The organism is Pseudomonas sp. RW10S2, assembly GCF_014268985.1.
GTDB lineage: Bacteria > Pseudomonadota > Gammaproteobacteria > Pseudomonadales > Pseudomonadaceae > Aquipseudomonas > Aquipseudomonas wayambapalatensis.
This window is the reverse complement of record NZ_JABWRO010000085.1, coordinates 1-24,972: the sequence shown is the minus strand read 5'-3', so window position 1 is coordinate 24,972 and position 24,972 is coordinate 1. Positions and strand designations below refer to the sequence as shown.

The window sequence follows — 24,972 nt, the reverse complement described above, 5'->3', positions numbered from 1 at the left end:
CCGCCGCGAACAGAACACCGCGGTGGCAATCAGTGCTTACTGCTCATCCGGCACCACCGCGATCACATCGATTTCCATCAACCACTCAGCCTGCGCCAGGCCCGCGACCACCAGCCCGGTGGAGATCGGGAACACGCCCTTGAGCCACTTGCCGACTTCGCGGTACACCGGCTCGCGGAAGCGCGGGTCGGTGATGTAGGTGGTGGTCTTGACGATATGCGACAGGTCGGAGCCGGCCTCTTCAAGCAGTTGCTTGACGTTTTTCATCGCCTGCTCGGCCTGTGCCTGCGGGTCGCCCAGACCGACCAGCCGGCCTTCGAAATCGGTGCCGACCTGGCCGCGTACATAGATGGTGTTGCCGGCGCGCACGGCCTGGCAGAGGTCGTTGTCCAAGGTCTGGTTGGGGTAGGTGGCCTTGGTGTTGAACATGCGGATGCGGGTATGGGTAGGCATCAGTGGGCTCCGAGGGTGCTGACATTGCTGATCGAGGTGTGTAGCTGTTGATCCGCGTCGCGCTGGTCACGGTCGCGGTAGGCCAGGTAGGTGCGCTGGGTGGCGATATGGCCGGCGACGTGCTTGGCGTCGTGCCAGACGCCCCAGATGAACGACGAGCCGCGGCGCGACAGCCAGGGCAGGCCGAGGAAGTACACCCCCGGCTCGCGGGCCACGCCGCGCTGGTGCTGGGGTTTGCCGTTGGCGTCGAAGGTGTCGACCTGCAGCCAGCTGAAGTCCACACCGTAGCCGGTGGCCCAGATGATGCTGGTGACGCCGGCCTTGGCCAGGTCCAGTTCCAGCAGCGGGTTGCTGACGCAGTCCGGGTCGGCCAGGCGTTGGCGCGCTTCGGGCTCTTCTGGCAGGTCCAGGCCGTTTCGTTCGATGTAGGCATCGGCGGCATCGAGCAGGGCCAGGTAGTTCTCGTCGCCGCGGTTGATGTTGTCGGCCAGGTTGTCCTGGAAGCGCACCACCCCGTCTTCGAACGACTGGGTCAGGCCGACCAGGGTCATGCCTTGGTGGGCGAGGGCGCGGAAGTCCACGGTATGGCCGCCACGGGCACCGCTGACGGCAATGGTCACGTGCTCGCGGCCGGGCTTGGCGATTTCCGCGTCCCACTCACCCAGCACGCCCAGCCACCAGCAGAAGTCGCGGTTGCGGTAGGCACGTGGCGGGCGGTCGTGGGCGCCGACCGAGAGGTAGACCTGGCGCCCGGCGCGCATCAGCTCCTCGGCGATCTGCACCCCGGAAGACCCGGCGCCGACCACCAGCACCGCGCCTTCAGGCAACTGCTGCGGGTTGTAGTAGGCGGCGGAGTGGATCTGGTGCAGGCGCTCGTCCTTTGGCGCAATGGCCGGGATCACCGGTTTCTGGAACGGGCCGGTGGCGGCGACCACGCGGTTAGCGCGGATCACGCCTTCATTGGTTTCGATGGTGAAGCCTGGACGGTCGCCGTTGCGCACCACGCGCTTGACCTCGATGCCGGTACGCACCGGCAGGTTGTACTTGCGCACGTAGCGTTCGAAGTAGTCGGCGACCTGGTCCTTGCCGGCGAAGGCATCGGCGTCGAGGTCGAATTCAAGGCCGGGGAAGCGGTCGTGCCAGACCGGCCCGTTGGCCACCAGCGAGTCCCAGCGCCCGGTACGCCAGGCCTCGGCGATGCGATTGCGTTCCAGCACCAGGTGCGGCACGCCGAGTTTGCTCAGGTGTTCGCTCATGGCCACGCCGGCCTGGCCGGCGCCGACCACGAGGGTGTCGATTTCGAGATTGTTCAGTGTCATGTCCGAGCCCTTGTTCAGGCGGTTTTTGTCAGGTCGGTTGTGGAGGACCGCCGTTGCCTGGGGCCAGACTAGGGATGCACGGAATTTCGCGAAAATAGTATTTAGCTGGGGCTTGCCGATAAATTGGCGAAGGGTGGCAGCGCTGCAGCGGCCAACCCGGCGGATTTGTCCGGCAAACCTGGGGTGCCCAGTTTTTTCCTCGCCAGTGCCAAGCAAAATGCTCGTTTCGCCGCCGCCAGGGCTTGCCGAGAATGCCGGTAAACCCAGAAAGGAGCTGCACCATGACCTTCTCCATCATCGGCCGCTGCCAGGAAACCGGCCAGGTCGGCATCGCCATCAGCTCGTCCAGCATCGCCGTCGGTGCCCGCTGCCCGTGGGTGCGCGCCGGGGTCGGGGCGGTGGCGACGCAGAACATCACCTTGCCGGCCCTCGGCCCACAGATCCTCGATGCCCTCGAGCAGGGCCAGTTGCCGCCCGCCGCGGCGCTGGACCGGGTGCTCAGTGCCAACGGTTGGAGCGAGTACCGCCAGGTGACAGTGATCGACAGCCATGGCCAGGTCGCGCTGTTCACCGGCAAGGAGGCGCTGGGCGTGCACAACGCCGTGGCGGGTGAGCAATGCGCCGCAGCCGGCAACCTGCTGGCCTCGCCGCAGGTGATCGAGGCGATGGTGCACGCGTTCGAGCAGGCGGGCGGGCACCTGGCCGATCGCTTGCTGGCGGCGATGCACGCGGCCTTGGCTGCCGGTGGCGAGGCGGGCCCCGTGCACTCGGCAGCTTTGAAGATCGCCGGCGAGCTGACCTGGCCGCTGGTGGACCTGCGTGTGGACTGGGCCGAGCACGATCCGATCGGCGAACTCGACCGCCTGTGGCAGGCCTATCGCCCACAGATGCAGGATTACGTCACCCGTGCCCTGAATCCGACCACGGCCCCCAGCTACGGGGTACCGGGCGATGAGTGATCTCACCAGCCGCGCCGTGCTGGAGCGCCTGATCGGCTTTGCCACGGTCAGTCGCGACTCCAACCTCGAACTGATCGGTTTCATCCGCGATTACCTGGCGGGGCTGGGGGTCGAGAGCGAACTGTTCCTCAACGAGGAGGGCACCAAGGCCAACCTGTTCGCCACCATCGGCCCGACCGATCGTGGCGGCGTGGTGTTGTCCGGGCATACCGATGTGGTGCCGGTGGACGGCCAGGCCTGGAGTGTCGAGCCGTTTCGCCTGAGCGAGCGCGATGGGCGCCTGTATGGCCGTGGCACGGCCGACATGAAGGGCTTCATCGCCTCGGTACTGGCGGCGGTGCCGGCGTTCCTCGCCCAGCCGCTGACAACGCCGGTGCACCTGGCATTCTCCTATGACGAAGAGGTCGGCTGCCTCGGTGTACGCTCGATGCTGGAGGCGCTCGAACAGCGCCCGAACAAGCCGCGCCTGTGCCTGATCGGCGAACCCACCGAGCTCAAACCGGTGCTCGGGCACAAAGGCAAGTTGGCTATGCGCTGCCAGGTGCACGGCGCCGCGTGCCACTCGGCTTATGCACCCTATGGCGTCAATGCCATTGAGTATGCCGCGCAATTGATCGGCAAGCTGGGCGAGATCGGCGGCGAGCTGGCGCGTCCCGAGCACCATGACGCGCGCTTCGATCCACCGTTCTCTACCGTCCAGACCGGCGTGATCAAGGGCGGGCGGGCGTTGAACATCGTGCCTGAGGAATGCGAGTTCGACTTCGAGGTGCGTGCCTTGCCGGGCTTTGAAGCCAAGGTCGTGGCCGAGCGCTTGCAGGCCTACGCCGAAACCGACCTGCTGCCGCGCATGCGTGCCGTCAGTGATGCCAGCGATATCCGCCTCAAGCCACTCAGCGCCTACCCGGGGCTGGCAACGCCCGAAGACAGCGAAGCGGCGCGCCTGGTGGCGCTGCTCAGCGGTTCGGAAGATTTCGGCACCGTGGCCTTTGGCACCGAAGGCGGGTTGTTCGACCAGGCGGGGATCCCGACCGTGGTCTGCGGGCCGGGCAGCATGGACCAGGGGCACAAGCCGGACGAGTTTGTCAGCGTTGCGCAACTGCAGGGTTGTGATGCGATGTTGCTGCGGTTGCGTGATTATCTCGTTGGTAACTGAGGTGCTTGCCGAAAGATTTTTAGCGCCTATGAGATCGAGCGCCGCGCGGGCGGCGCTCGATCTCACCGGCGCTGAAAAGCCTCAGGCAAGCACCTGCCAGCCCTCACGCAATCCCATGCGTCACCTCCGGCGCACGCGTATGTGACAGCAGCACATCCAGCAACGCCTGCGCCGCAGTGGACAACTTGTGGTCGCTCAGGGCGATGACGCCGATGCGCCGCTCGACGGTGGGCTCGACCAAGGGCACGCAACGCGCACCCAATTCCTGCATCTGGTTGATGCACAGCGCCGGTACGGCACTGACGCCTAAACCATTGGCAACCATGCGCCCGACCGTGGACAACTGATGGCTTTCGAACGCCACCGCCAGCCGACCATGCTCGGCGGCCAGGTGTTGCTCCAGCAGCAGGCGCACCGCCGACGGGCGTTGCAGGGCGATGAAGTCCTGGGTCAGCAGTTCGCGCCAGCTCACCTGGGGCTGCTGCGCCAGGGGTGAATCGCCAGGCACTACCGCGACGAAACGGTCCAGGTACAACGGGTGGAACTGTAGGGCATCACTGCGCTCGGGTTCGAAGCCTATGCCCAGTTCGACGCGGCGGTGGCGAACCAGCTCCAGCACCTGCTCGTTGATCACGTCGTGCACGGTGACGTTGACCTTGGGGTAGCGCTGGCGAAACACCTTCAGTGACTGCGGCAGCAGGTTCCCGGCAAAGGCCGGCATCGCCGCCACCGACACCCGCCCCAGTTGCAGGGTGAAGCGCTGGCGCAGCATTTCCTCGGTATCGTCCCAGTCGGCCAGCAGGCGCCGGGCCAGTGGCAGCAGCACTTCGCCCTCGGCGGTGAGGCTGACGCTGCGGGTGGTGCGGGTGAGCAGGGCGCCGCCGAGGTTGTCCTCCAGCGCCTTGATGGTCAGGCTCAGTGCCGGTTGCGAAATGTGCAGGTGTTCGCCGGCCTGGGCGAAGCTCTGGTACTTGGCCACGGTGACGAAGGCGCGCAGTTGCTTGACGTTCATGGCGGATCCGCTGGTTGTTTTGCAAAAGTTATCAATCGATGACGAAAACAAAATTAACAAATCAGTCGCCAGCGGTGAAGATGCCTTCCACACGCTCAAACAACTACAAAGGCGGATCAGCATGGCCGGACTGGACAAGCGCGTAGCAACCTATGAACAGGCTCTCGAAGGCCTGACCGACGACATGACGGTACTGGCCGGCGGCTTCGGCCTGTGTGGCATCCCCGAGAACCTGATCGCCGAGATCAAGCGCCGCGGAGTCAAGGGCCTGACGGTAGTTTCCAACAACTGCGGCGTCGACGGCTTCGGCCTGGGCGTGCTGCTCGAAGACCGGCAGATCCGCAAGATGGTTGCCTCTTACGTCGGCGAGAACGCCGAGTTCGAGCGCCAGCTGCTCAGCGGCGAGCTGGAAGTGGAGCTCACCCCCCAGGGCACCCTGGCCGAGAAGATGCGTGCCGGCGGCGCCGGTATCCCGGCTTTCTACACCGCCACGGGCTACGGCACCCCGGTCGCCGAAGGCAAAGAGGTACGCGAGTTCAACGGCCGCAAGTACATCCTCGAAGAGTCCATCACCGGCGACTTCGCCATCGTCAAGGGCTGGAAGGCCGACCACTACGGCAACGTGGTGTACCGCAACACCGCCCAGAACTTCAATCCGCTGGCCGCCACCGCCGGCAAGATCACCGTGGTCGAGGTCGAGGAAATCGTCGAGCCGGGCGTACTGCTGCCCAGCGAGATCCACACGCCGGGGATCTTCGTCGACCGGGTCATCGTCGGCACCTTCGAGAAGCGCATCGAGAAGCGCACCGTCAAGGCCTGAGCGCCGCCCACAGAACAACAAAGAGATCCTGACCATGGCACTGACCCGCGAACAGATGGCCCAACGTGTCGCCCGTGAGCTGAAGGACGGCTACTACGTCAACCTCGGCATCGGCATCCCCACCCTGGTGGCCAACTACGTGCCCGCCGACATGGACGTGATGCTGCAGTCGGAGAACGGCCTGCTCGGTATGGGCGAGTTCCCCACCGAAAGCACCCTCGACCCCGACATGATCAACGCCGGCAAGCAAACCGTGACCGCCCGCCGTGGCGCGTCGATCTTCGACTCGGCGCAATCCTTCGCCATGATCCGCGGCGGCCATGTCGACCTCACCGTGCTGGGCGCCTTCGAGGTGGACGTGGAGGGCAACATCGCCTCCTGGATGATCCCCGGCAAGCTGGTCAAGGGCATGGGCGGGGCCATGGACCTGGTGGCCGGCGCCGAGAACATCATCGTCACCATGACCCACGCCTCCAAGGACGGTGAGTCCAAGCTCCTGCCGCGCTGCAGCCTGCCGCTGACGGGTGCTGGCTGCATCCGCAAGGTGCTCACCGACCTTGCCTACCTCGAGATCGAGAACGGTGCCTTCATCCTGCGCGAGACCGCGCCTGGGGTGAGCGTCCAGGAGATCGTCGAGAAAACCGCCGGCAAGCTGATCGTGCCGGACGATGTGAAAGAGATGACGTTCTAGCGCTACTGCTTTACCTCCCCCCTGTGAGGGCGGACTCGTTGTGGGGGCGGGCAAGCCCGTGAATACGTCGGTGAATGTACCGGCGCATTCGCGGGCAAGCCCGCTCCTACAACAAGCCCCGCGCCCACAGGGGTTTTGCGTTGATCGACAAGCAACATCCACCAATAAGACCAAAAAAGGAAAACACTCGTGGCCGCTGAAATCCAAGACAGCCGCTCCGCCCGCTTTGCCCTGCGCTGCTCCAACTGGGCCGAGCGCTGGTTCCCCGACTCCTGGGTGTTCGCCGCCCTGGCCGTGATGCTGGTGTGCCTGGGGGCCCTGGCCATGGGTGCCAAGCCCACCGACACCGCCAAGGCCTTTGGTGACGGCTTCTGGAGCCTGATCCCGTTCACCATGCAGATGGCCTTCGTGGTCATTGGCGGCTATGTGGTCGCCAGCTCCCCGCCCGCTGCACGCCTGATCGACCGCCTCGCGCGCCTGCCCAAGAACGGCCGCTCCGCCGTGTGCTGGGTGGCGCTGATCTCGATGCTCGCCTCCTTGCTCAACTGGGGCCTGTCGCTGGTGTTCGGCGGCCTGTTGGTGCGTGCCCTGGCCCGTCGCACAGACCTGAAGATGGACTACCGCGCCGCCGGTGCCGCCGCCTACCTGGGCCTGGGCGCGGTATGGGCGCTGGGCCTGTCGTCCTCGGCCGCACAGTTGCAGGCCAACCCGGGCAGCCTGCCGCCGTCGATCCTGTCGATCACCGGCGTCATTCCGTTCACCGAGACCATTTTTCTCTGGCAGTCCGGGGTGATGCTGGCCGCGCTGGTGATCGTCTCGCTGGTCGTCGCCTATGCCACCGCGCCCGGTCCGAACAGTGCGCGCAGCGCCCAGGACTGCGGTGTCGATCCGACCTTCACCGCCCCACCTGCGCCGCAGCGCACCCGCCCCGGCGAGTGGCTGGAGCACAGCCCGATCCTGATCCTGCTGCTGGTGGCCCTGGCGGCCGGCTGGCTGTACCAGGAGTTCGCCACCAAGCCTGCGATCACCGCGATCTCCGGGCTGAACACCTACAACCTGCTGTTCATCATGCTGGGTGCCTTGCTCCACTGGCGTCCACGCAGCTTCCTCGACGCCGTGGCCCGTGCGGTGCCGACCACTACCGGCGTGTTGATCCAGTTCCCGCTGTACGGCTCGATCGCCGCCATCCTCACCCAGGTCAAGGGCGCCGACGCACAGACCCTGGCGCACCACATCTCGGTGTTCTTCACCCAGATCGCCACCCATGACACCTATGCCTTGCTGATGGGCGTGTATTCGGCGGTGCTGGGCTTCTTCATTCCATCTGGCGGCGGCAAATGGATCATCGAAGCGCCCTATGTGATGCTGGTGGCCAACGATCTGCAGTACCACCTGGGCTGGGCGGTGCAGATCTACAACGCCGCCGAAGCGCTGCCGAACCTGATCAACCCCTTCTACATGCTGCCGTTGCTGGGCGTGCTGGGCCTGAAGGCACGGGACCTGATCGGCTTCTCCTTCGTGCAACTGCTAGTGCACGTGCCCCTGGTGCTGGTGCTGCTCTGGGCGCTGGGCACCACCTTGCAGTACGTGCCGCCGGTAATGCCGTAGCAGCATCACCGCGCAATACCGCGCTGCGGGCCGCAATGGCCCGCAAGCGCTGTCCGCCGCTCGACGCCCTTGCAGGTCGAGCCGTGAAAAAAGCGTAATTTTCCCCCGTCTTCCTTCGTTTTCCTGAGAGCTGCCCTGCGTCCAGACGGACCGGGCCATCATCACCCCAAGGAGACAGGCAATGACTTCCGTTTTCGACCGCGACGACATCGTGTTCCAGGTAGTGATCAATCACGAGGAACAGTACTCGATCTGGCCCGACTACAAGGCGATCCCCAACGGCTGGCGCGCCGCAGGCAAGAGCGGTCTGAAGAAAGACTGCCTGGCCTACATCGATGAAGTGTGGACCGACATGCGCCCCCTGAGCCTGCGCCAGAAGATGGCCGAAGCTGCGGTGCAGTAAGGCGTGACGGCACTCAACCTGCTATGCCTGCCTTACTCGGGCGCCAGTGCCATGGTCTACAGCCGCTGGCGGCGCAAGCTGCCGGCCTGGTTGCAGGTGCGCCCGGTGGAGCTGCCGGGGCGCGGTGCTCGCCTGGGCGAACCCCTGCAAACCGACATGCAGGCACTGGCCCGGCAACTGGCCAGCGAGCAGCGCCTGGCGGCGAGCACGCCCTATGCGCTGCTCGGCCATAGCCTGGGTGCGCTGCTCGCCTTCGAGCTGGCCCACGAGCTGCAAGCCCTGGGTTGCAAGGCGCCGGTCGCACTGTTCGCCTGCGGCACGGCGGCACCGACCCGACGTGAGGACTACGACGGCAAGGGCTGGCGCGAACCCAAGACCAATGCCGAGCTGATCGACGAGTTGCGCCAGTTGCAAGGGACCCCCGAGGAGGTCCTGGCCAACGAGGAACTCATGAGCCTGACCTTGCCGATTCTGCGCGCCGATTTCCTCATGTGCGGCCGCTACGACTATCGCCAACGCGCGCCGTTGCACTGCCCGCTACATGTTTTGGGCGGCGAGGCCGACCGCGCCAGCGAAGAGCAACTGCTGGCCTGGCGTCGCGAAAGCCTGGGCGATTTCTCGCTGGAGGTCTTCCCCGGCGGGCACTTCTTCATCCATGAGCACGAAGACCGGGTGCTGAGCCTGCTGGCCGCCTCTCTGGAACCTCATCGACTTTCGGCATGATTGACGTAGGCCTTTGCCTGGGGGAGGCTGGGGGCTTTCCCACAGGACAAGGGTTGTCCCCATGCTGATCGATCCCCGCCAGGCCACGCTGCTGGTCGTCGATATCCAGGAGCGCCTCATTGGCGCCATGAGCGATCCCGAGGGCACCCGCGCGCGGGCCCGCGGGCTGCTGGCCGCCACCGCCGAACTCGAACTGCCCACGGTGATTTCCGAGCAGTACCCCAAGGGCCTGGGCCCGACCCTGGCCGAACTCAAGGCCGCGGCGGCAGGGGCCGAAATCGTCGAGAAACTGCACTTTTCCTGCGTGGCTGCCGAGTGCCTGCCGGCCAGTCTGCTGGCGCGTGAGCAGGTGATCGTCTGTGGCATGGAAACCCACGTCTGCGTGCTGCAGACCGTGCTTGGCCTGCTGGGCCTGGGCAAGCAGGTGTTCGTGGTCGAGGACGTCTGTGACAGCCGCACCCCGGCAAGCAAGGCGGCAGGCCTGGCGCGTATGCGCGACGCCGGGGCGCAGATCGTGACCCGCGAGATGGTGCTGTTCGAATTACTGGGCAGTGCCAGCCACCCGTTGTTCCGCCATATCAGCAAGACCTACATCGTCGGTGACCTGTCCTGAACCTGCGGCTGCTGGGCGCTGGGCTGATGCTGCTGGCCCTGCTGCAAGGCTGTGCCGGGCGCCGCGAGGAAGCGCCTGAAGTCGACCCTGCCCAGGTCCGCGCCCAGCTCATGCGCCTGCTGCCTGCCTCGGTCAAGGACCGCCGGGGCTGGGCCGAGGACATCCAGGTCGCGTTCACCGCCCAGCGCATCGCGCCCAGCCGCAGCAACCTGTGTGCGGTGCTGGCGGTGACCGAGCAGGAGTCCACCTTCACCGCCGACCCCCAGGTGCCCAACCTGGGCCGTATCGCCCGCGAGGAAATCGACCGCCGCGCCGCGCGTCTGCACATCCCCAGGCTGCTGGTCGATGGCGCCCTGGCCACCCCTTCGGCCAACGGCCAGAGCTATCAGCAGCGCCTGCTGGCGGTGCGCAGCGAGCGGCAACTCAGTGCGCTGTTCGACGATTTCATCGCCGGCCTGCCGCTGGGCGACAAGCTGCTCGGCGGGCTCAACCCGGTGCGTACCGGCGGGCCGATGCAGGTCAGCATCGACTTTGCCGAACGCCATGCCAAGGACTACCCCTACCAGCGCCAGGGCACGATTCGCCAGGAGGTCTTCAGCCGTCGCGGCGGCCTGTACTTCGGCATCGCCCACTTGTTGGGGTATCCCGCCCACTATGAGCGGCCGCTGTACCGCTTCGCCGATTTCAACGCAGGTTGGTACGCCAGCCGCAACGCGGCTTTCCAGGCAGCGCTGAACAGTGTGACGGGGGCGGAATTGGCGTTGGACGGCGACCTGATCGCACCGGGCTCGATCCTGCCAGGCACCACCGAGCGCGCGGCGCGCAGCCTTGGGGTGAAGCTTGGGCTGCGCAATCCACAGATTCGCAGTCAGTTGGAATTGGAGAACAGCCTGGCGCTCGAGGACAGCGCCTTGTACCGCGGCGTATTCGCACTCGCCGATGCCAAGGCGGGCAAGCCACTGCCACGTGCGGTGCTGCCAGGGATCGTGCTCAAGAGCCCGAAGATCACCCGCAAGCTGACCACGGCGTGGTTTGCGGGGAGGGTGGATGAGCGCTACCAGCGCTGCATGGCGCGCTGATCGACGCAAGGTACAGGGGCCGCCAGGCGGCCCCTGCAGAGGTCAGGCAGGCTGGGCCGCCAGGCTGTTGCTGACATTACGCCCCAGCACCAGCACGGTGACGAATCCGCAGCCGACCAACGCCGTGGCCAGGCTCAGCAGCACCGAGCTGCCCATCTGGTCGACGATCCGCCCGCCGAAGAACGAGCCCAGTGCAATGATCACCTGGAACATGGCCACGAACAGCGGCATGCCGCGTTCGACATCCTTGGGCGCGACCACGAACATCCAGATGCTGGCACAGGCCGGGAAGGCACCGAAGGCAAAGCCCCACAGCGCGATCAGCATCACCGCCCCGGTCATGCCGGTGGCGAAGTAGGGGAACAGCGCGGTGCTGACGCCGATCAGCAAGGCCACCAGCAGCAGGGTGTAGCGCACGCTGCGGTTGGCGGCGAAGCCGGCGAACAGGTTGCCGATGACGCCTGCTACACCGTAGAGCAGCAGCAGCGAGCCGATGGTTGCCCCATCGAAGCCGGAGCTTTGCTTGAAGAACGGTGCGACGTAGGTGTACGCGGCAAAGTGCGCCAGGCCAATCAGCAACACCGCGATCAGGCCGACCCGCGCCAGCGGATTGATGAACAGCGCCGGCAGGTCACTGATGCGGATGGCCTTGTCCGGATTGAGCCGCGGCAGCAGGAAGACCTGCGCGAGCAGCACCGGCACACCCAGCAGGGCGGTCACCAGGAAGGTCATGCGCCAGCCCATCAGGCCGCTGAGCCAGGTGCCGACCGGCACCCCCAGCACCGTGGCCAGGGTGACCCCGACCATGATGATCGAGGTCGCCTGCGCCACGCCCACCCCCTTGGGCGCCAGGCGCCCGCTCAGGGCAATGGCCGTGGCCCAGAAGCCACCGATGCTGATACCCAGCAGCACGCGGCCGAATAGCAACAGGCTGAAATCGCTGGCATAGGCCACCACCGAGTTGGCGATGATCATGATCAGCGTCAGGCCGATCAGCAGGTAGCGGCGGTCCATGGCGCCGATGCCTACCGACAGCAGCGGGGCGGCGAGGGCGGCCATGATCCCGGGCAGGGTGACCATCAGGCCGGCCTGGCCGGCACTGATGCCCAGGTCGCTGGCCACATCGTTGAGCACGCCCACCGGCAGGAATTCACTGGTGACCAGGGCGAAGGCGCCCACGGCAACCGAGAGAATCGCCAGCCACTGCTGTTTGACGCTCTGTTGGTTATGTTCAAGAAGGCCATCGGGGGCCTGATTGACGCTTGGCATGGTACGGATTCCAAGTGTTGTCGCCTGGAGCAGGCGCAGGAGGCGGGAAAATAGGAGGGCGATTATAGGAGTCGGTTTTGCAAGGCCCATAGGCAGGCCGTTCGATAGTAATCATCAGTGTGATCGATGGAAGGCTCTAGCTTCTGGATTGCACCCAACCCAGGCGCAAGAGCGATCATGAAAATAACTAAGGTTGAATACAAAAAAAATGAGTTTGCTTCATGAGTGGCTGATCTCGACAATTCCCCCACTCGGAACCGGACATCCGTATCGGCAGGCACCTTAGCTGCGCGAGGCGTTCCAGGTTTACCTCAGGAATCAGGATTCAGATCACCATGGCCAGAGACTTCACATTCGCGATCAAGCGGATTTGTTTCGATGAGCACTACCAGCCCTCGGACAACACCCGCATCACCACCAACTTCGCCAACCTGGCGAGGGGCGAGCAGCGCCAGGAAAACCTGCGCAATACCTTGCGGATGATCGACAACCGCTTCAATGCCCTGGCCCATTGGGACAACCCTGAAGGTGACCGTTACAAGGTCGAGCTCGAAATCATTTCCGTCGAGATGGACCTGGGGGCTGACAGCACTGCCGATGCGCTCCCGTTGATCGAGATCCTGAAAACCAACATCGTCGATCAGAAAACCAACGAGCGCATCGCCGGGATCGTAGGGAACAATTTTTCTTCCTACGTGCGTGATTACGACTTCAGCGTGCTGCTGCTGGAGCACAACAAGGGCAAGCCTGGCTTCGGCACCCCGGATGATTTCGGCGACCTGCATGGCAAGCTGTTCAAGTGCTTCCTGAATTCGCAGGCCTACAAGGCCAACTTCAGCAAGTTGCCGGTCATCTGCCTGAGCGTCTCCAGCAGCAGGACCTACCACCGCACGGAAAACCAGCACCCGGTACTGGGGTTCGAATACCGTCAGGATGAATACTCGTTGACGGATGAGTACTTCAGCAAGATGGGCTTGAAGGTGCGTTATTTCATGCCCGCGAACAGCGTCGCGCCCTTGGCGTTCTACTTTACGGGCGACCTGCTTGCCGACTACACCAATCTCGAGCTCATCAGCACCATCAGCACGATGGACACCTTCCAGAAGATCTACCGGCCGGAAATCTACAACGCGAACTCTGCGGCAGGGCAATCCTATCAGCCAAGCCTCAAGCACCAGGATTATTCGTTGACCCGAATCGTTTATGACCGCGAGGAACGCAGCCGCCTGGCGATCGAACAAGGGCGGTTTGCCGAGGAGCACTTCATCAAACCCTATCGGGCGGTTCTCGAGCAGTGGTCTGCTCAGTACGCAATCTGACTTATAGAATTCACAAGGCTTCCATCATGAAAAAACTGCTCCCTACCTCAACCGCCGGCAGCTTGCCCAAGCCTTCCTGGCTGGCGCAGCCCGAGACCCTCTGGTCGCCCTGGAAACTGCAGGACGAAGGGCTTGTCGAGGGCAAGCAGGATGCACTGCGTCTGGCGTTGCACGAACAGCAGCAGGCCGGTATCGACATCGTCAGCGACGGCGAGCAAACCCGCCAGCACTTCGTCACCACCTTTATCGAGCACCTCAGCGGCGTTGATTTCGAGAAGCGCGAAACCGTGCGGATCCGTGATCGCTACGATGCGAGCGTCCCGACGGTGGTGGGTGCAGTCGAGCGTCGCAAGCCTGTGTTCGTCGACGACGCCAGGTTCTTGCGCCAGCAAACCCGTCAACCCATCAAGTGGGCGCTGCCGGGGCCCATGACGATGATCGATACGCTGTACGACGCCCACTACAAGAGCCGCGAAAAGCTGGCGTGGGAATTTGCCAAGATCCTCAATCAGGAAGCCCGGGAGCTGGAGGCGGCGGGTGTCGATATCATTCAGTTCGACGAGCCTGCATTCAACGTCTTCTTCGATGAGGTGAACGATTGGGGCGTCGCCACCCTGGAACGGGCCATCGAAGGCCTCAAGTGTGAAACGGCGGTGCACATCTGCTACGGCTATGGCATCAAGGCCAACACCGACTGGAAAAAGACGCTGGGGTCGGAGTGGCGCCAGTATGAAGAGGCGTTCCCAAAGCTGCAGAAATCCTCTATCGATATCGTCTCGCTCGAATGCCACAACTCCCACGTGCCCATGGATCTGATCGAGCTCATCCGCGGCAAGAAAGTGATGGTCGGCGCCATCGATGTGGCCAATCACGCCATCGAGACTCCGGAAGAAGTCGCCAATACCCTGCGCAAGGCCCTGCAGTTCGTCGATGCCGACAAGCTTTATCCGTGCACCAACTGCGGCATGGCGCCACTGCCACGTCGCGTCGCGAGTGGCAAGCTCAAGGCGTTGGTCGCAGGTGCGGATATCGTTCGGCAAGAACTGTCGAACTAGGGTCTGTCTGTCATGTCGCAGCTTGGAACCGCCATCGAGCCTCTGCGTTTTCGCGAAGCGCTCGGGCATTACGCCTCCGGTATCACGGTGGTGACTTCGTTCATCGATGACGAGCCGATCGGCTTTACCTGCCAGTCGTTCTACAGCGTGTCGATGAGCCCGCCCCTGGTGTCGTTCAGCGTGATGTCGAACTCGGCCAGCTACCCGAGGATTCGTCAGGCCGGTCGTTTTGCAGTCAACATCCTTTCAGATGAGCAGGTCGGTATTTCCAACCAGTTCGCGCGCCGTGGCACCGACAAGTGGCACGGCGTCGAATGGCAGTCTTCGCCTCTGGGGAATCCACTCATCGTCGGCAGCCTGCACTGGCTCGATTGCGAAATCCACGCCGAACATGCCGCAGGCGATCACCTGATCGTGATTGGGGAAGTGAAAGCGCTGAACCTGCAAGAGGCCGGGGCGACGCAGCCGTTGCTGTATTTCAAGGGACAATACTGCAACCTCGCGGCCGTTTGAGCGGTTCAGGTTTCGCTATTTTGCACAGGGTTGAAGTTCTGCCCATGATCGACTTGAGACACCTGCGCACCATCGACGCCCTGCGGGAAATGGACAGCCTGCACGACGCCGCCGAACGCCTGCACCTGACACAATCCGCGCTGTCGCACCAATTTCGCGAGTTGGATATTTCCTTTGCGACGCTGGAGGGGGTCAATGCCCTGTCGGGGCGCGTCATCTGAGACGGGCAGATCGGCCCAGCGCCCCCGTTGGCCCGAGCGCTCGACACAGCCGGGGCAATCGCCGACCATCAAGTGCCCTGCACAAGGGTACTCAGGAGCGAATGCCATGGATTGCCTTAAGACGCTGTATACAGAACGCCTTGTTCTCACCCCTCTGCAATTGGAAGACGCGCCTGCGATCCAGCAGTTGTTTCCGCAGTGGGAGGTGGTCCGTTATCTCGATCGCCGCGTGCCATGGCCGTACCCGGAAGACGGCGCGTTGGTCTACGTGCGTGATATCTCCCTGCCAGCCATGGCCGCGGGCCGTGAATGGCATTGGATGATCCGCCTGCGCGGTGAAGACCCGCGCATCATCGGCAGCATCAGCCTGTACGACGAACCCGGGAACAACCGGGGTTTCTGGCTTGCGCCGCAGTGGTGGGGGCAAGGCTACATGCGTGAAGCCTGCCGGGTGGTCAATGCCTATTGGTTCGAGACCTTGTCTCGCCCTGTCATGCAGGTGCCCAAGGCCGTTGCCAATCACGCCTCTCGAAAAGTCTCTGAGCATGAAGGGATGCGCCTGGTGGACACGCGCGACGGGCATTTTGTCTCCGGGCCGTTTGAGGTGGAGATATGGGAGATGACACGCCGTGAATGGCTCGCCCGTTCCTTGGGTTGACGCTGCTGGACATTTCCGTAGAATCGCGCGCCCTATTCAACCTGCATGGCGAAAAGGAGCTCCGATGCAGCGGATCATGATTGTCGGCCAACCCGGCGCCGGGAAGAGCACATTGGCGCGCAAGTTAGGCGAATACACGGGGCTGCCGGTGGTGCATATCGACACCATCCACTGGCAGCCCGGCTGGGTCGAGCGCAGCAGGGACGAGAAGACACGCTTGTGCCATGAAGTGGAGGCGCGCGATCGCTGGATTTTCGAAGGCGGCCATTCAACCACCTGGAGCAATCGACTGGCTCGCGCCGATCTTCTGATCTGGATCGACCGGTCGGCGACGCTGCGATTCTGGCGGGTGCTGACCAGAGCGCTGCGTTATCGCGGACAGTCCCGTCCGGACCTGCCGCACAACTGCCCGGAGCGGCTGGCCAACTTGCCGGCGTTCTTCAGGTTCATGTGGCAGACCAAACGCTCGGCTCGAACGAAGATGGAGCAACTTGCGGCGAGCGCGCCGGTGGGTTGTCGGGTGGTCTGCCTGCGCTCCGATCGGGACACCAGCGCATTTCTCGCGAGCATGAAGCCGACGCCCAGGAGTGCTCAATAAGGACTGGCAGTCGGTCGCACCACAAGCTCGCTGACATCCACATCATCCGGCTGCTCGATGGCATAGACCAGCGCCCGGGCAATCGCGTCGGCCTCCAGCGCCACGCGTCGGAATGTTCTCATGGCCTCGCGGGCCGTGTCGTCGGTGATCGTGTCGGCCAGCTCCGATTCCACCACCCCAGGACACACCACCGTCACCCTGATCTTGTCGGTTTCCTGGCGAAGGCCATCGGAGATCGCCCGAACGGCGTACTTGGTCGCGCAATACACAGCAGCGGTGGGGGAGACCGAAAGCCCGCCGATCGACGAGATGTTGATGACCTGACCATGTCCTTGCGCCTCCATGCCTGGGAGCACCGCGGCGATGCCGTGCAGCACTCCGCGCACGTTGACGTCGAGCATCCGGTTCCATTCCTCGACTTTCAGCGAGCTCAGTGGCGACAGCGGCATTACCCCTGCGTTGTTGATGATCACATCGACCTTGCCGTACTGTGCCTTGGCAAACTCGACAAAGGCTTGCATGGAATCGAGGTCGGTCACGTCCAGTGCGCGGGCACTTGCCGAGCCGCCTTCGGCGCAGATTTCACTCACCAGCTGTTGCAGGCGATCGATACGGCGGGCGCCGAGTACCACGTGAGCACCCTTGGCGGCGATCAGCCTGGCGGCGGCTTCACCAATGCCGCTGCTGGCGCCGGTGATCAGCACGACTTTATCGTTGATGTTGGACATTTGCGTATCTCCTGTACATGAAGGTTCAGGCGTCTGCTGGGAAGGCAGACGTTGCTGCTGGGTACGGAGAAAAGACTAAGGTTGTGGGGCGGCATGATGCGTGCCGAAACCTGCGCGACCTTTGCCTATTCGTGTCGGTGATCCGCGCAGCCTCGTGCCACGCGCCGGAGCGGAAGGATCAGGCAACTCGACGACAGTTTCGACCTAACGCAGGGGTTTTTCGCGGGGGACAATGGGTGCCTGGCCCTGACGACGCCGCCAGGTAGCCCCCATGGTCTGCCGTCACACCAAGACCGTGATACAACGCCGAATTCCAACATGCGAGAGCCCTTGAATGGCGCAGAACGATGCTTTTCTCCTGCAAACCACTGCCTTGTACCGTGGCGAGCTCGTCCGCTCGCTGACCGAGCGCTTTACCGCGCCGGGCGTTTACGAAACTGCCATCGCGCCGCTGCACGTGATTCGAATGGATGCGCCGTCAGACATCATCCATACCGTGCACAAACCGGCGCTGTGCCTGATCGTGCAGGGGCAGAAAGAGGTGGGCCTGGGCGAGGAGCGTTATCTGTACGACCCCCTCAACTACCTGGTGGTGTCGGTGACGCTACCGGTGTCTGGTCGGGTGCTGACAGCCAGCGCGCAGGCGCCTTATTTGTGCATCCGCCTGGACTTCGAGCCAACCGAGCTTGCCCAGGTGATTGCCGATGCGCCGCCCGCGGGCGTACCGGATGAGCCCGAGCGCGGGTTATTTCTCGAACAGATCGATGTGTCGCTGCTGGAAACCATGTTGCGCCTGGTGCGGTTGCTGGAGTCGCCACGGGATATCGGCATGCTCGCGCCATTGGCACTGCGTGAACTGCACTACCGTCTGCTGCGAGGCGTGCATGGGCGTCGGCTGTACGAGTTGGCCATGGGCGACTCGCAGACCCGGCGCGTGAGCAAGGCCATCGACTGGTTGAACAACCACTACACCCAGCCGCTGCGCATCGAGCAACTGGCGCGGATCGCGAACCTGGGCAGTTCGACCTTGCATCACCGTTTCAAGGCAGTCACCGCCATGAGCCCCTTGCAGTACCAGAAGCTATTGCGCCTGCAGGAGGCTCGGCGGCTGATGTTGGGGGAGGGGCTGGATGTGTCGAGCGCCTGTTATCGGGTCGGCTATGAAAGCCCGTCACAGTTCAGCCGCGAGTACAGCCGCCAGTTTGGGTGTGCGCCGTCTCGGGACATAAACCTGGCCCGGCGGCCATCATGAAGATGCCACTGCGGGCCGAGCAGCTGGTGCCAGTGCTTGGCCTTGGCTTGTACGAAGCGATCGCCGGTCCATGCTCTGATCTGCCGAAACAGGCGTTTCGTCATCCTTTGACCAATACGGCCACCACAGCGTCGACAGTATTCCTGAGCCCCGCCACCGTATCCTCCGGATCGCTGTCGACCACCACCAACCTGGCGCCTGCCGCCTCGATCACCTTGAGCACCTGCGGCTCAGGCTGACGATGGTGCAGCACCAACGCCACATCCTGCGTCTTGAGGGTCTCTCCCAGCGCCTTCAGCGCCGCTTCATCCCACTTGCCATCTGCCGGCAGTGCCTGTGACACCACATCCAGGTTCAACCCGCTGACCAGATAGCCCAGACGTTCCGACAGGCTGACCACGCTGAGGTTATCGGCCTCGGCCAGGCGCGTCTGGCTGCTGGAGGTCAGCTCCAGCATCTGTCGCTTGAGCCCGGCAAGGTTGGCCTGGATCTTGTCCTTGTCAGCGGGGGACAAGCGCTCCAGGTCGTTGGCCACCACATCGGCCATGCGCCCGAGGTTGATCGGGTTCAACCAGGGATAGCTGGCGAATGCATTGTCGCCATCCACCGCGATGCCGGGCAGGGCGCCATCGACCGGGCGCGCGGCATCGATTTCGACGATGCGGATGTTGCTGCGCCGCGCCATGGGATAGAGCGGGTCGTCATGCCAGATCGAGCGCACGCCGATCACTGCCGTGGCCTGCTGAGCATCTTTGTGCAGGCTCGCACCGCCACGCCCCTCGAAGTACGACGGCTGGCGGCTAGCTGGAAGGTTGGCCGGTGCTGCGCGCTTGAGCTGCACCGAGGTGCCGTCGAGCAACGCGACAGCGAGGCTGTGGGTCACCGGCAGGGTGGTCAGCACTTGCGTGGCTGCGGCGCTGCTGGCGGGCTGTGCGGCCAGCACCATGGTGGGCGCGCCGGCCAGGACCAGGGCCAGGGTGAGGCGTTTGAGCGTGAGGTTCATGCCGGGTTTCCTTGCAGGCGTGGGACGAGGGCGCGGGCGAGGGCCGCGAGGGCGAAGCACATACCGGCTACCAGGATGATTGCAGCGCCGGAGGGCACGGGCAGGTCGAAGACGATCGGCAGCAGGATGCCGAGCAGGGTGCTGAGGGTGGCGATCAGCACCGAGGCGAAGAAGAAGCCCTTGAGCGACTGGCTGACCAGGCGCGCGGCGGCAGCGGGGATCACCAGCAGCGCACCGACCAGGATGGCGCCGATCACCTTCACCGAGGCCACGGTCACCAGGGTCACCAGCACCACGAACAGGTAGTCGAGGGTCTTCACCGCCACGCCGCGCACGGCCGCCAGTTGCGGGTTGAAGCTGGCGAGGATGATGCGGTTGTACAGCGGCAGGGCCAAGGCCAGCACCAGCACGGCAACGATGCCGAGCACCAGCAGGTCGTGAGGGCTGACGGTAAGCACCGAGCCGAACAGCACGTTCTCGAGAATGTGCACGTTGATCTTGCCCGCCAGCATCAGCAGCAGGCTGGCACCCAGGGCCAGCGAGACGGAGAGGAACACGCCGATCAGGGTGTCCGGCGAAAGGCCCGTGCGGTTGCGCAGGAAATTCAGCAGGATGCCGAACAGCAGGCAGTAGCCGAACAAGCTGCCGTAGGGCCCGGTGTACGGCTCGCCGAGCAGGATACCGATGGCCACGCCCGTGAGTGCGGCGTGGCCGACAGCCTCGGAGAAGAACGCAAAGCGCTTGACCACCACCAGGGTGCCGAGCCCGCCCAGCACCGGGCCGATCATCAGGCCGGCGATCAGGGCGTTGATCACGAACCCATAGGCCAGGGCCTCGGGCAGGTAGCCAGCGGTGGCCCATTGCTGGACCAGTTGGCGGAAAGCTTCATAACTCATCAGGCAAGGCTCTCGCTGCGCGGGTGGACGGAGAACAGCCCGAGCAGGCGCTCCGGGGTCAGGGCCTGTGCGGGCGGGGCGTCGAACAGCAGCTTGCGGCTCAGCCCGGTGACGCGGTCGGCTAGGCGCAGTACCGCTTCAAGGTCGTGCTCGATCCACAGCACCGTGGTGCCGGCCTGGCGCCAGCCGTGCAGCAGTTGCTCGAACACCTGGATACCGGCTTCATCCAGCGCCGACATGGGTTCGTCCAGCACCAGCAGTTGCGGCTCGGGGATCAGCCCCTGGGCCAGCAGCACGCGCTGGCGCTCGCCACCGGACAACGCGCCCATGCGCCGCTTGCGCTTGTCGAGCATGCCGACCTTGGCCAGGGCGGCGTCGATGTCGGGTCGCACACGGCGCGACAGGCCGAGGAACGCCGGGCGCTGCTGGCACATGGCGGCCATGAAGTCGTCGACGGTCATCGGCAGGCCACGGTCGAACTCCAGCGCCTGGGGCACATAGCCGATCACCTCGCGTTCGGTGGGCCAGTGCAGGGTCAACTGGCCCTGGTGCGGCATCTGCCCGAGCAGGGTCTTGATCAGCGAGCTCTTGCCGCCACCGTTGGGGCCGACGATGGCATGCACGCTGCCGGCGGCAACGCTGAAGCTCACCTGCTCGAGGATGCGCGTGCGCCCAAGGGTGAGGTCGATGCCGGCGAAGTCGATGCGCGGGCCTTGGGCGCTGACCAGGTTGGCCGCGGCGGTCATGCGCGGTTCTCCTGGATGGCCTTGACCACGGTCTCGAGGTTGCGCTTCATCTCCACCTCGTACTTGTCGGCGGCGTATTCGCCGTAGGAGATGTGGGTCAGCGGATAGATCTTTACCCCGGACTCGCGCTCGATGGTTTCGACGTAGGCGGACGGGAAGTCCATCTCCGAGAAGATCACCTTCACATCCAGGGCCTTGAGCTGGTCGATGGTCTTCTTCAGTTGCGCAGGGCTCGGCTCGATGCCGTGAGCCGGTTCGACCACGGCGGTAACCTCCAGGCCGAAGTCACGCACCAGGTAGTCGTAGGCGGCGTGGATGGTCGCTACGCGAAACTCCGCGCCCGGTGCCTCGGTGACCTTGGCCAGGGCTTCGGCGCGCAGCGCGCGCAGGCGCTTGGCATAGGCGCGGGCGTTCTGGGTGTAGAACTTGGCGTTGTCCGGGTCGAGCTTGCCCAGCTCGCGGGCAATGTTGTTGACCTGGGCGATGCTGGCGCTGATCGACAGGAAGGTGTGCGGGTTGACCACCTTGCCGGCGCCGCGCGCGGCGATGCCGGTGGCGGCCAGCAGCGGGACGTTCTGGTTGGACTCGATGGTCTTGATGGCGGGCTTTTCGCTGGCGGCGATCATGCGATCGGCGAAGTCGTCGTGGCCGATGCCGTTGAGCACGATCACGTCCAGGGTGCCGATGCGCTTGATGTCTTCGGCGCGCGGCTCGTAGGCATGCGGGTTGAAGCCTGCCGGAATCAGCGGCACCACTTCGGCCTTGTCGCCGACGATATTGCTCACGTAGCTGTAGTAGGGGTGCAGGGTGATGCCGATGCGCAGCGGTTTGCCGCTGTCGGCCAGGGCCAATGCCGGGAGCAGGCAGGCCAGGAGAAAGGCGAGGGCGGAGCGGAGCATGGCGCGGTCCTTGGGTTCAGTGACGGTGTTCGCGGGTGACCCCGGCGTCGTAGTGGCTGACGATTTCCTGCCAGCCGGCGGCGATCAGCGCGGCCTGGCCAAGATCGTCGGGGGCCCGGGTGCTGCGGTCGCGGCGCAGCCACACCTGGGCCGGTGCGGTGTCGGCCTGCGGCAGGATCAACAGGAAGCTGCCGGCAACGTCGGCGTCCTGGCTCGAGCCCAGGTAGGCGCCACTGGCCAGCCACTGCCACTGATGGCGGCCCCGGCTGGCGCTGCTGGTGTCGTCGACGAAGGGCGGCAGCGCATCATCGGCCAGTGCCTGCACCGCGGGCGCCTGGCCGTTTTCCTGGCGCAGGGCGAGGATTTCCTCGGTGGCCACGTGCAGGTCGGTGTAGACGCCCTGTTCGGCGGCGTTGAGGTCGCGGCGAGCGTCGATCTGGTGGCTGGCGATAGGCTGTTCGTCGACCCGTTCACCACGCAGCCCGACCACGGTCGCGGCGAGGGCGGCGATCAGCACGGCGGCCAGCAGCACATAGAGGGTTTCGTGCCCGGCGCCGGCTGGGCGGATGACTTGGGCGCGGCTCATGGCGAGCCTATATCGGCATGGTCGACTTCCACCACGTGGCCGGGGCCGGCGTCGAACAGCACGTAGAACTCGCCGTCGGGGCGCTTGAAGGTGAGGGTCGAGTCGTCGCCAAGCTTGCCGCCGACCAGCACTTGCTCGTCGTAGCCGATCACATCCAGCGTCACGCCCGGCGCGCCGCTACCGTCGGAGAAGCCGCCGGTGCACTTGATCTGATCGCCCGCCACCGGTACGCAGTCGCACATCGGGTTGTGCGCCAATGCCGGCAGGGCGGTGAAGGTCAGCAGGGGCAGGGCAAGCCTGCGCAACAGGTGTTTCATCATTTGCCTCCTTGTTTCTCGAGCCAGGCGACAGTGGCCGGCGATGCCTTGGCCAGCGGTACGGATGCCTGGTGCATGCTGCCGTCCCAGCCTTCGATGGTGATCCAGATCTCGGCGTCGGGACGGGTGCGCGGCGGGATCGGCAGCGAGGTGCTCATGCGGTAGGGCGAGCCGAAGAAGATCGAGCCTGCGGCGCGCAGGTTGCGCGGCTTGCCGATGCGCAGGTAGATGGCCTTGGCGCCTTCGGTGCAGGTTTGGCAGAGCGCGGCGTTGAACACCTTGAAGTGCCCGGCCGGGCCGTCGGCGCGTGGCGCTTCGTCACGCAACTCGGCGAGGTCAAGGCGCCAGCGGTCGACCTGGATATCCTTGACCACGTTGGCGCCCAGGCCGCTGTCGCCGCGGAACAGGCTGGCATCGGCGAAGTATTTGGGCATGAAGCCCAGCGGGATGAGGATCAGCAGGATGTTGAAGTGGAAGCGCCATTTCAACCACCACTGCTTCAGGCCGCTGGGCGGCAGGGTTTGAGTCTGGGTCTGGCTCATGGCTGGGCCTCCACGGGGGTGTCTTCATGCCTGCGCACGCGCGCCGGGCGCTCGCTGCGCTTGAGCGCCGCGGCGGTGGCCTGGGCGGTGCGCTTGGTCCAGATCAGCAGGCCACTGAGCACCATCAGGGTGAGCACCAGGCCGAAGAAGAACCAGATCAGCTTGATCGGCAGGCCACCGAAGTCGCCGGTGTGCAGCGGGCGCATGGATTCGGTGACGAACTCCAGGGTCGAGCGATCGCCGAGCAGGAACTGGCTGTCGACGTTGCGGGTGTACGGGTTGACCTCGGCGGTCTGGAACATCAGCGGATACCAGCCTCGTCCGCCCATGCTGATATGGCTGTAGGCGGTGGCCGGCAGGGTGATGAAACTGATGTCCAGGCCCGGGATGGCCTCCTGGGCGATGCGGGCGGCCTCGTCCAGGTCGATGCGCGGCACCGGATTGCCGTCCGGGCTCTGTGGCACTTGTTCGCGGGCGATGACCGGCACGATCGGCTCGGTGGAAATGGTGACGTGGTTGTCGCCGAGAATGGCCTGGATCAGGAACCAGGTACCGGTGATCGAAATCACCGCGATGAACCAGATCGACCACACCCCGGCCAGGCGGTGCAGGTCGCCCCAGAAGATCCGCGAGCCATGCTGAGTGCGCACTGGCTTAAAGAACCCGCGCCAGAATTTCTTGTACACCACAAGCCCTGTGACCAGCGATGCGAGCATTGGCAGGCCGAGCAACGACACCAGGTACCAGCCCCAGCTATAGCCGTTGGTGAACGGCACCAGCCACCAGCCGTGCAGGGCGCGGGTAAAGGCCTGGAAGTTGAAGTCGGGGGTCTTGCCCTGGATGGCGCCGGTATAGGGGTTGACGTAGAGCGTCGGCGACGTGCCGTCGGGATAGGTGACTGCGGCCTCGAGGGCGAAGTGCGAGCCGTCCGGCTGGCTGATGAAGCGCACCGCCATGTCCGGTTCGGCCTTGTTCAACGCACTCAAGACCTGCTGGAAGCTCAGCCGCTCGGCGTTGTCGTCCGGTTGGCTGGCACGCACGTCGGGGTTCGCCAGCCAGGCGATCTCCTGGCTGACCACCGCGAGCATGCCGGTGAAACAGACGATCAGGACAAAGAACCAGATCGGCAGGGCAAGCCAGCTGTGGACCAGGAACCACAGCTTGGACTTGGATTTTTTAGTTTGTCGGGCCATCAGTCGTTCTTCTGAGGAAAATTGCGGTCGAGTTTCATCTCAACCTTGAAGGCTGCATCTAATAGGACGAATGAGAATCAGAAACCTGAAGCCTCAAATGAAAGCAAATGTTTCAAACAAGCTCCGCTCCCGCTCCCGCTCTTGCTTCTAAGCGCGCGATAGCCCAGGCGCCACCCATCGCGACCTCAGGAGGCCGAGCAGAGGCGTCTGGAGGGCCCTGGCGCGCAGCGCCCTTCGGCGTCCCGCCGAAGTCGCGAGATGTAGACTTGCGCAGCAAGTCGGAGTCCGCGAAGGCCCGGAAGGCGCCGGCGCGAGGGAACCCCGGAGCGCAGCGCAGGGGCCGT

Annotated in this window: 28 protein-coding genes and 1 pseudogene; 16 read left to right on the top strand and 13 right to left on the bottom strand. The window is 64.5% G+C overall.

Going from position 1 to position 24,972, the window contains the following annotated elements; translation table 11 throughout:
* Window positions 1-36 precede the first annotated feature (36 nt).
* Together HU729_RS17860 and HU729_RS17855 are read right to left on the bottom strand one after the other, a co-directional pair.
* Window positions 37-453, bottom strand: a complete 417-nt coding sequence (locus HU729_RS17860; protein WP_063544388.1) for a RidA family protein — start codon at window positions 451-453, stop codon at window positions 37-39.
* On the bottom strand, window positions 453-1,772 hold the full coding sequence (locus tag HU729_RS17855; protein ID WP_186711117.1) for an NAD(P)/FAD-dependent oxidoreductase: 1,320 nt from the start codon (window positions 1,770-1,772) through the stop codon (window positions 453-455). Before HU729_RS17855 ends, HU729_RS17860 begins: the two co-directional genes overlap by 1 nt.
* A gap of 281 nt (window positions 1,773-2,053) precedes the next feature.
* Here HU729_RS17855 and HU729_RS17850 point away from each other — a divergent pair, with 281 nt between their 5' ends.
* Window positions 2,054-2,731 (top strand): DUF1028 domain-containing protein, encoded by a 678-nt coding sequence (locus tag HU729_RS17850; protein ID WP_186711116.1) that lies wholly within the window; start codon window positions 2,054-2,056, stop codon window positions 2,729-2,731.
* On the top strand, window positions 2,724-3,884 hold the full coding sequence (argE, locus tag HU729_RS17845) for an acetylornithine deacetylase (RefSeq protein ID WP_186669689.1): 1,161 nt from the start codon (window positions 2,724-2,726) through the stop codon (window positions 3,882-3,884). The genes HU729_RS17850 and argE overlap by 8 nt, the downstream gene beginning before the upstream one ends.
* 103 nt (window positions 3,885-3,987) lie before the next feature.
* Here the strand turns inward: argE and HU729_RS17840 are convergent, their stop codons facing one another.
* The gene (locus HU729_RS17840) at window positions 3,988-4,896 is read right to left on the bottom strand and encodes a LysR family transcriptional regulator (protein ID WP_186711115.1); all 909 of its coding nucleotides are present in this window, start codon (window positions 4,894-4,896) and stop codon (window positions 3,988-3,990) included.
* Window positions 4,897-5,017: 121 nt separating this feature from the next.
* Between HU729_RS17840 and HU729_RS17835 the strand changes: the two genes are divergently transcribed.
* The 7 genes from HU729_RS17835 to HU729_RS17805 all read left to right on the top strand — a co-directional run bounded on the left by HU729_RS17835 (window position 5,018) and on the right by HU729_RS17805 (window position 10,833).
* A complete protein-coding gene (locus tag HU729_RS17835; RefSeq protein WP_054893208.1) occupies window positions 5,018-5,716 on the top strand; it encodes a CoA transferase subunit A in 699 nt (232 codons plus the stop codon).
* Between the two features lie 34 nt (window positions 5,717-5,750).
* The gene (locus HU729_RS17830; protein ID WP_054893209.1) at window positions 5,751-6,407 is read left to right on the top strand and encodes a CoA transferase subunit B; all 657 of its coding nucleotides are present in this window, start codon (window positions 5,751-5,753) and stop codon (window positions 6,405-6,407) included.
* Between the two features lie 189 nt (window positions 6,408-6,596).
* Entirely contained in the window at window positions 6,597-8,015 is a 1,419-nt protein-coding gene (locus HU729_RS17825) for a TIGR00366 family protein (protein WP_186711114.1), read from the top strand.
* Window positions 8,016-8,196: 181 nt separating this feature from the next.
* Complete coding sequence (locus tag HU729_RS17820) at window positions 8,197-8,418, top strand: MbtH family protein (protein WP_054893211.1); 222 nt, start codon at window positions 8,197-8,199, stop codon at window positions 8,416-8,418.
* 3 nt (window positions 8,419-8,421) lie between these two features.
* A complete protein-coding gene (locus tag HU729_RS17815) occupies window positions 8,422-9,141 on the top strand; it encodes an alpha/beta fold hydrolase (RefSeq protein ID WP_186669688.1) in 720 nt (239 codons plus the stop codon).
* A gap of 61 nt (window positions 9,142-9,202) precedes the next feature.
* Window positions 9,203-9,754: a hydrolase gene (locus HU729_RS17810; protein WP_186669687.1), complete on the top strand. Its 552-nt coding sequence runs from the start codon at window positions 9,203-9,205 to the stop codon at window positions 9,752-9,754.
* A gap of 26 nt (window positions 9,755-9,780) precedes the next feature.
* The gene (locus tag HU729_RS17805) at window positions 9,781-10,833 is read left to right on the top strand and encodes a DUF1615 domain-containing protein (protein WP_186711113.1); all 1,053 of its coding nucleotides are present in this window, start codon (window positions 9,781-9,783) and stop codon (window positions 10,831-10,833) included.
* 42 nt (window positions 10,834-10,875) lie between these two features.
* Here the strand turns inward: HU729_RS17805 and HU729_RS17800 are convergent, their stop codons facing one another.
* A complete protein-coding gene (locus HU729_RS17800; protein WP_186711112.1) occupies window positions 10,876-12,102 on the bottom strand; it encodes an MFS transporter in 1,227 nt (408 codons plus the stop codon).
* Window positions 12,103-12,437: 335 nt separating this feature from the next.
* Between HU729_RS17800 and HU729_RS17795 the strand changes: the two genes are divergently transcribed.
* The 6 genes and pseudogenes from HU729_RS17795 (at window position 12,438) to HU729_RS17770 (ending at window position 16,466) form a co-directional block, all read left to right on the top strand.
* Entirely contained in the window at window positions 12,438-13,421 is a 984-nt protein-coding gene (locus HU729_RS17795; protein WP_186669684.1) for a DUF1852 domain-containing protein, read from the top strand.
* Between the two features lie 26 nt (window positions 13,422-13,447).
* Window positions 13,448-14,476, top strand: a complete 1,029-nt coding sequence (locus HU729_RS17790; RefSeq protein ID WP_186711111.1) for a methionine synthase — start codon at window positions 13,448-13,450, stop codon at window positions 14,474-14,476.
* 12 nt (window positions 14,477-14,488) lie between these two features.
* Complete coding sequence (locus HU729_RS17785; RefSeq protein ID WP_186711110.1) at window positions 14,489-14,989, top strand: flavin reductase family protein; 501 nt, start codon at window positions 14,489-14,491, stop codon at window positions 14,987-14,989.
* A 44-nt stretch (window positions 14,990-15,033) separates the two neighbouring features.
* Window positions 15,034-15,156, top strand: a pseudogene (locus HU729_RS17780) (LysR family transcriptional regulator); the annotation flags it as partial.
* 160 nt (window positions 15,157-15,316) lie between these two features.
* The gene (locus HU729_RS17775) at window positions 15,317-15,868 is read left to right on the top strand and encodes a GNAT family N-acetyltransferase (RefSeq protein ID WP_186711109.1); all 552 of its coding nucleotides are present in this window, start codon (window positions 15,317-15,319) and stop codon (window positions 15,866-15,868) included.
* A gap of 64 nt (window positions 15,869-15,932) precedes the next feature.
* The gene (locus HU729_RS17770) at window positions 15,933-16,466 is read left to right on the top strand and encodes a zeta toxin family protein (RefSeq protein WP_186669679.1); all 534 of its coding nucleotides are present in this window, start codon (window positions 15,933-15,935) and stop codon (window positions 16,464-16,466) included.
* On the opposite strand, the gene HU729_RS17765 is transcribed toward HU729_RS17770, so the two are convergent.
* The gene (locus tag HU729_RS17765; protein ID WP_186711108.1) at window positions 16,460-17,194 is read right to left on the bottom strand and encodes an SDR family oxidoreductase; all 735 of its coding nucleotides are present in this window, start codon (window positions 17,192-17,194) and stop codon (window positions 16,460-16,462) included. The genes HU729_RS17770 and HU729_RS17765 overlap by 7 nt on opposite strands.
* Before the next feature lie 334 nt (window positions 17,195-17,528).
* Between HU729_RS17765 and HU729_RS17760 the strand changes: the two genes are divergently transcribed.
* Window positions 17,529-18,446 carry an AraC family transcriptional regulator gene (locus tag HU729_RS17760; RefSeq protein ID WP_186669677.1) on the top strand — a complete coding sequence of 306 codons (918 nt, stop codon included), beginning with the start codon at window positions 17,529-17,531 and terminating at the stop codon, window positions 18,444-18,446.
* A 100-nt stretch (window positions 18,447-18,546) separates the two neighbouring features.
* Here HU729_RS17760 and HU729_RS17755 read toward each other — a convergent pair whose 3' ends face one another.
* From HU729_RS17755 to HU729_RS17720, 8 genes are read right to left on the bottom strand one after another with little or no spacing between them, the layout of a single operon-like run.
* Window positions 18,547-19,449 carry a zinc ABC transporter substrate-binding protein gene (locus HU729_RS17755; RefSeq protein ID WP_186711107.1) on the bottom strand — a complete coding sequence of 301 codons (903 nt, stop codon included), beginning with the start codon at window positions 19,447-19,449 and terminating at the stop codon, window positions 18,547-18,549.
* Window positions 19,446-20,345, bottom strand: a complete 900-nt coding sequence (locus HU729_RS17750) for a metal ABC transporter permease (protein WP_186711106.1) — start codon at window positions 20,343-20,345, stop codon at window positions 19,446-19,448. Before HU729_RS17750 ends, HU729_RS17755 begins: the two co-directional genes overlap by 4 nt.
* Complete coding sequence (locus HU729_RS17745) at window positions 20,345-21,091, bottom strand: metal ABC transporter ATP-binding protein (RefSeq protein WP_186669673.1); 747 nt, start codon at window positions 21,089-21,091, stop codon at window positions 20,345-20,347. The genes HU729_RS17750 and HU729_RS17745 overlap by 1 nt, the downstream gene beginning before the upstream one ends.
* Window positions 21,088-21,990: a metal ABC transporter substrate-binding protein gene (locus HU729_RS17740; protein ID WP_186711105.1), complete on the bottom strand. Its 903-nt coding sequence runs from the start codon at window positions 21,988-21,990 to the stop codon at window positions 21,088-21,090. Before HU729_RS17740 ends, HU729_RS17745 begins: the two co-directional genes overlap by 4 nt.
* Before the next feature lie 16 nt (window positions 21,991-22,006).
* Entirely contained in the window at window positions 22,007-22,576 is a 570-nt protein-coding gene (locus HU729_RS17735) for a DUF6162 family protein (RefSeq protein ID WP_186711104.1), read from the bottom strand.
* The gene (locus HU729_RS17730) at window positions 22,573-22,893 is read right to left on the bottom strand and encodes a hypothetical protein (protein WP_186669670.1); all 321 of its coding nucleotides are present in this window, start codon (window positions 22,891-22,893) and stop codon (window positions 22,573-22,575) included. Before HU729_RS17730 ends, HU729_RS17735 begins: the two co-directional genes overlap by 4 nt.
* Window positions 22,893-23,435: a hypothetical protein gene (locus tag HU729_RS17725; protein ID WP_054893235.1), complete on the bottom strand. Its 543-nt coding sequence runs from the start codon at window positions 23,433-23,435 to the stop codon at window positions 22,893-22,895. The genes HU729_RS17730 and HU729_RS17725 overlap by 1 nt, the downstream gene beginning before the upstream one ends.
* Entirely contained in the window at window positions 23,432-24,628 is a 1,197-nt protein-coding gene (locus HU729_RS17720; RefSeq protein ID WP_186711103.1) for a PepSY domain-containing protein, read from the bottom strand. Before HU729_RS17720 ends, HU729_RS17725 begins: the two co-directional genes overlap by 4 nt.
* Window positions 24,629-24,972: the final 344 nt, after the last annotated feature.

Coding starts and splice junctions, on each gene's coding strand:
- HU729_RS17805 (WP_186711113.1), top strand. CDS start 9,781: ATGCTGCTGGCCCTGCTGCAAGGCTGTGCCGGGCGCCGCGAGGAAGCG.
- HU729_RS17770 (WP_186669679.1), top strand. CDS start 15,933: ATGCAGCGGATCATGATTGTCGGCCAACCCGGCGCCGGGAAGAGCACA.
- HU729_RS17760 (WP_186669677.1), top strand. CDS start 17,529: ATGGCGCAGAACGATGCTTTTCTCCTGCAAACCACTGCCTTGTACCGT.
- HU729_RS17860 (WP_063544388.1), bottom strand. CDS start 453: ATGCCTACCCATACCCGCATCCGCATGTTCAACACCAAGGCCACCTAC.
- HU729_RS17750 (WP_186711106.1), bottom strand. CDS start 20,345: ATGAGTTATGAAGCTTTCCGCCAACTGGTCCAGCAATGGGCCACCGCT.
- HU729_RS17735 (WP_186711104.1), bottom strand. CDS start 22,576: ATGAGCCGCGCCCAAGTCATCCGCCCAGCCGGCGCCGGGCACGAAACC.
- argE (WP_186669689.1), top strand. CDS start 2,724: ATGAGTGATCTCACCAGCCGCGCCGTGCTGGAGCGCCTGATCGGCTTT.
- HU729_RS17820 (WP_054893211.1), top strand. CDS start 8,197: ATGACTTCCGTTTTCGACCGCGACGACATCGTGTTCCAGGTAGTGATC.
- HU729_RS17850 (WP_186711116.1), top strand. CDS start 2,054: ATGACCTTCTCCATCATCGGCCGCTGCCAGGAAACCGGCCAGGTCGGC.
- HU729_RS17730 (WP_186669670.1), bottom strand. CDS start 22,893: ATGAAACACCTGTTGCGCAGGCTTGCCCTGCCCCTGCTGACCTTCACC.
- HU729_RS17840 (WP_186711115.1), bottom strand. CDS start 4,896: ATGAACGTCAAGCAACTGCGCGCCTTCGTCACCGTGGCCAAGTACCAG.
- HU729_RS17765 (WP_186711108.1), bottom strand. CDS start 17,194: ATGTCCAACATCAACGATAAAGTCGTGCTGATCACCGGCGCCAGCAGC.
- HU729_RS17855 (WP_186711117.1), bottom strand. CDS start 1,772: ATGACACTGAACAATCTCGAAATCGACACCCTCGTGGTCGGCGCCGGC.
- HU729_RS17800 (WP_186711112.1), bottom strand. CDS start 12,102: ATGCCAAGCGTCAATCAGGCCCCCGATGGCCTTCTTGAACATAACCAA.
- HU729_RS17835 (WP_054893208.1), top strand. CDS start 5,018: ATGGCCGGACTGGACAAGCGCGTAGCAACCTATGAACAGGCTCTCGAA.
- HU729_RS17740 (WP_186711105.1), bottom strand. CDS start 21,990: ATGCTCCGCTCCGCCCTCGCCTTTCTCCTGGCCTGCCTGCTCCCGGCA.
- HU729_RS17830 (WP_054893209.1), top strand. CDS start 5,751: ATGGCACTGACCCGCGAACAGATGGCCCAACGTGTCGCCCGTGAGCTG.
- HU729_RS17785 (WP_186711110.1), top strand. CDS start 14,489: ATGTCGCAGCTTGGAACCGCCATCGAGCCTCTGCGTTTTCGCGAAGCG.
- HU729_RS17720 (WP_186711103.1), bottom strand. CDS start 24,628: ATGGCCCGACAAACTAAAAAATCCAAGTCCAAGCTGTGGTTCCTGGTC.
- HU729_RS17725 (WP_054893235.1), bottom strand. CDS start 23,435: ATGAGCCAGACCCAGACTCAAACCCTGCCGCCCAGCGGCCTGAAGCAG.
- HU729_RS17810 (WP_186669687.1), top strand. CDS start 9,203: ATGCTGATCGATCCCCGCCAGGCCACGCTGCTGGTCGTCGATATCCAG.
- HU729_RS17745 (WP_186669673.1), bottom strand. CDS start 21,091: ATGACCGCCGCGGCCAACCTGGTCAGCGCCCAAGGCCCGCGCATCGAC.
- HU729_RS17755 (WP_186711107.1), bottom strand. CDS start 19,449: ATGAACCTCACGCTCAAACGCCTCACCCTGGCCCTGGTCCTGGCCGGC.
- HU729_RS17795 (WP_186669684.1), top strand. CDS start 12,438: ATGGCCAGAGACTTCACATTCGCGATCAAGCGGATTTGTTTCGATGAG.
- HU729_RS17790 (WP_186711111.1), top strand. CDS start 13,448: ATGAAAAAACTGCTCCCTACCTCAACCGCCGGCAGCTTGCCCAAGCCT.
- HU729_RS17775 (WP_186711109.1), top strand. CDS start 15,317: ATGGATTGCCTTAAGACGCTGTATACAGAACGCCTTGTTCTCACCCCT.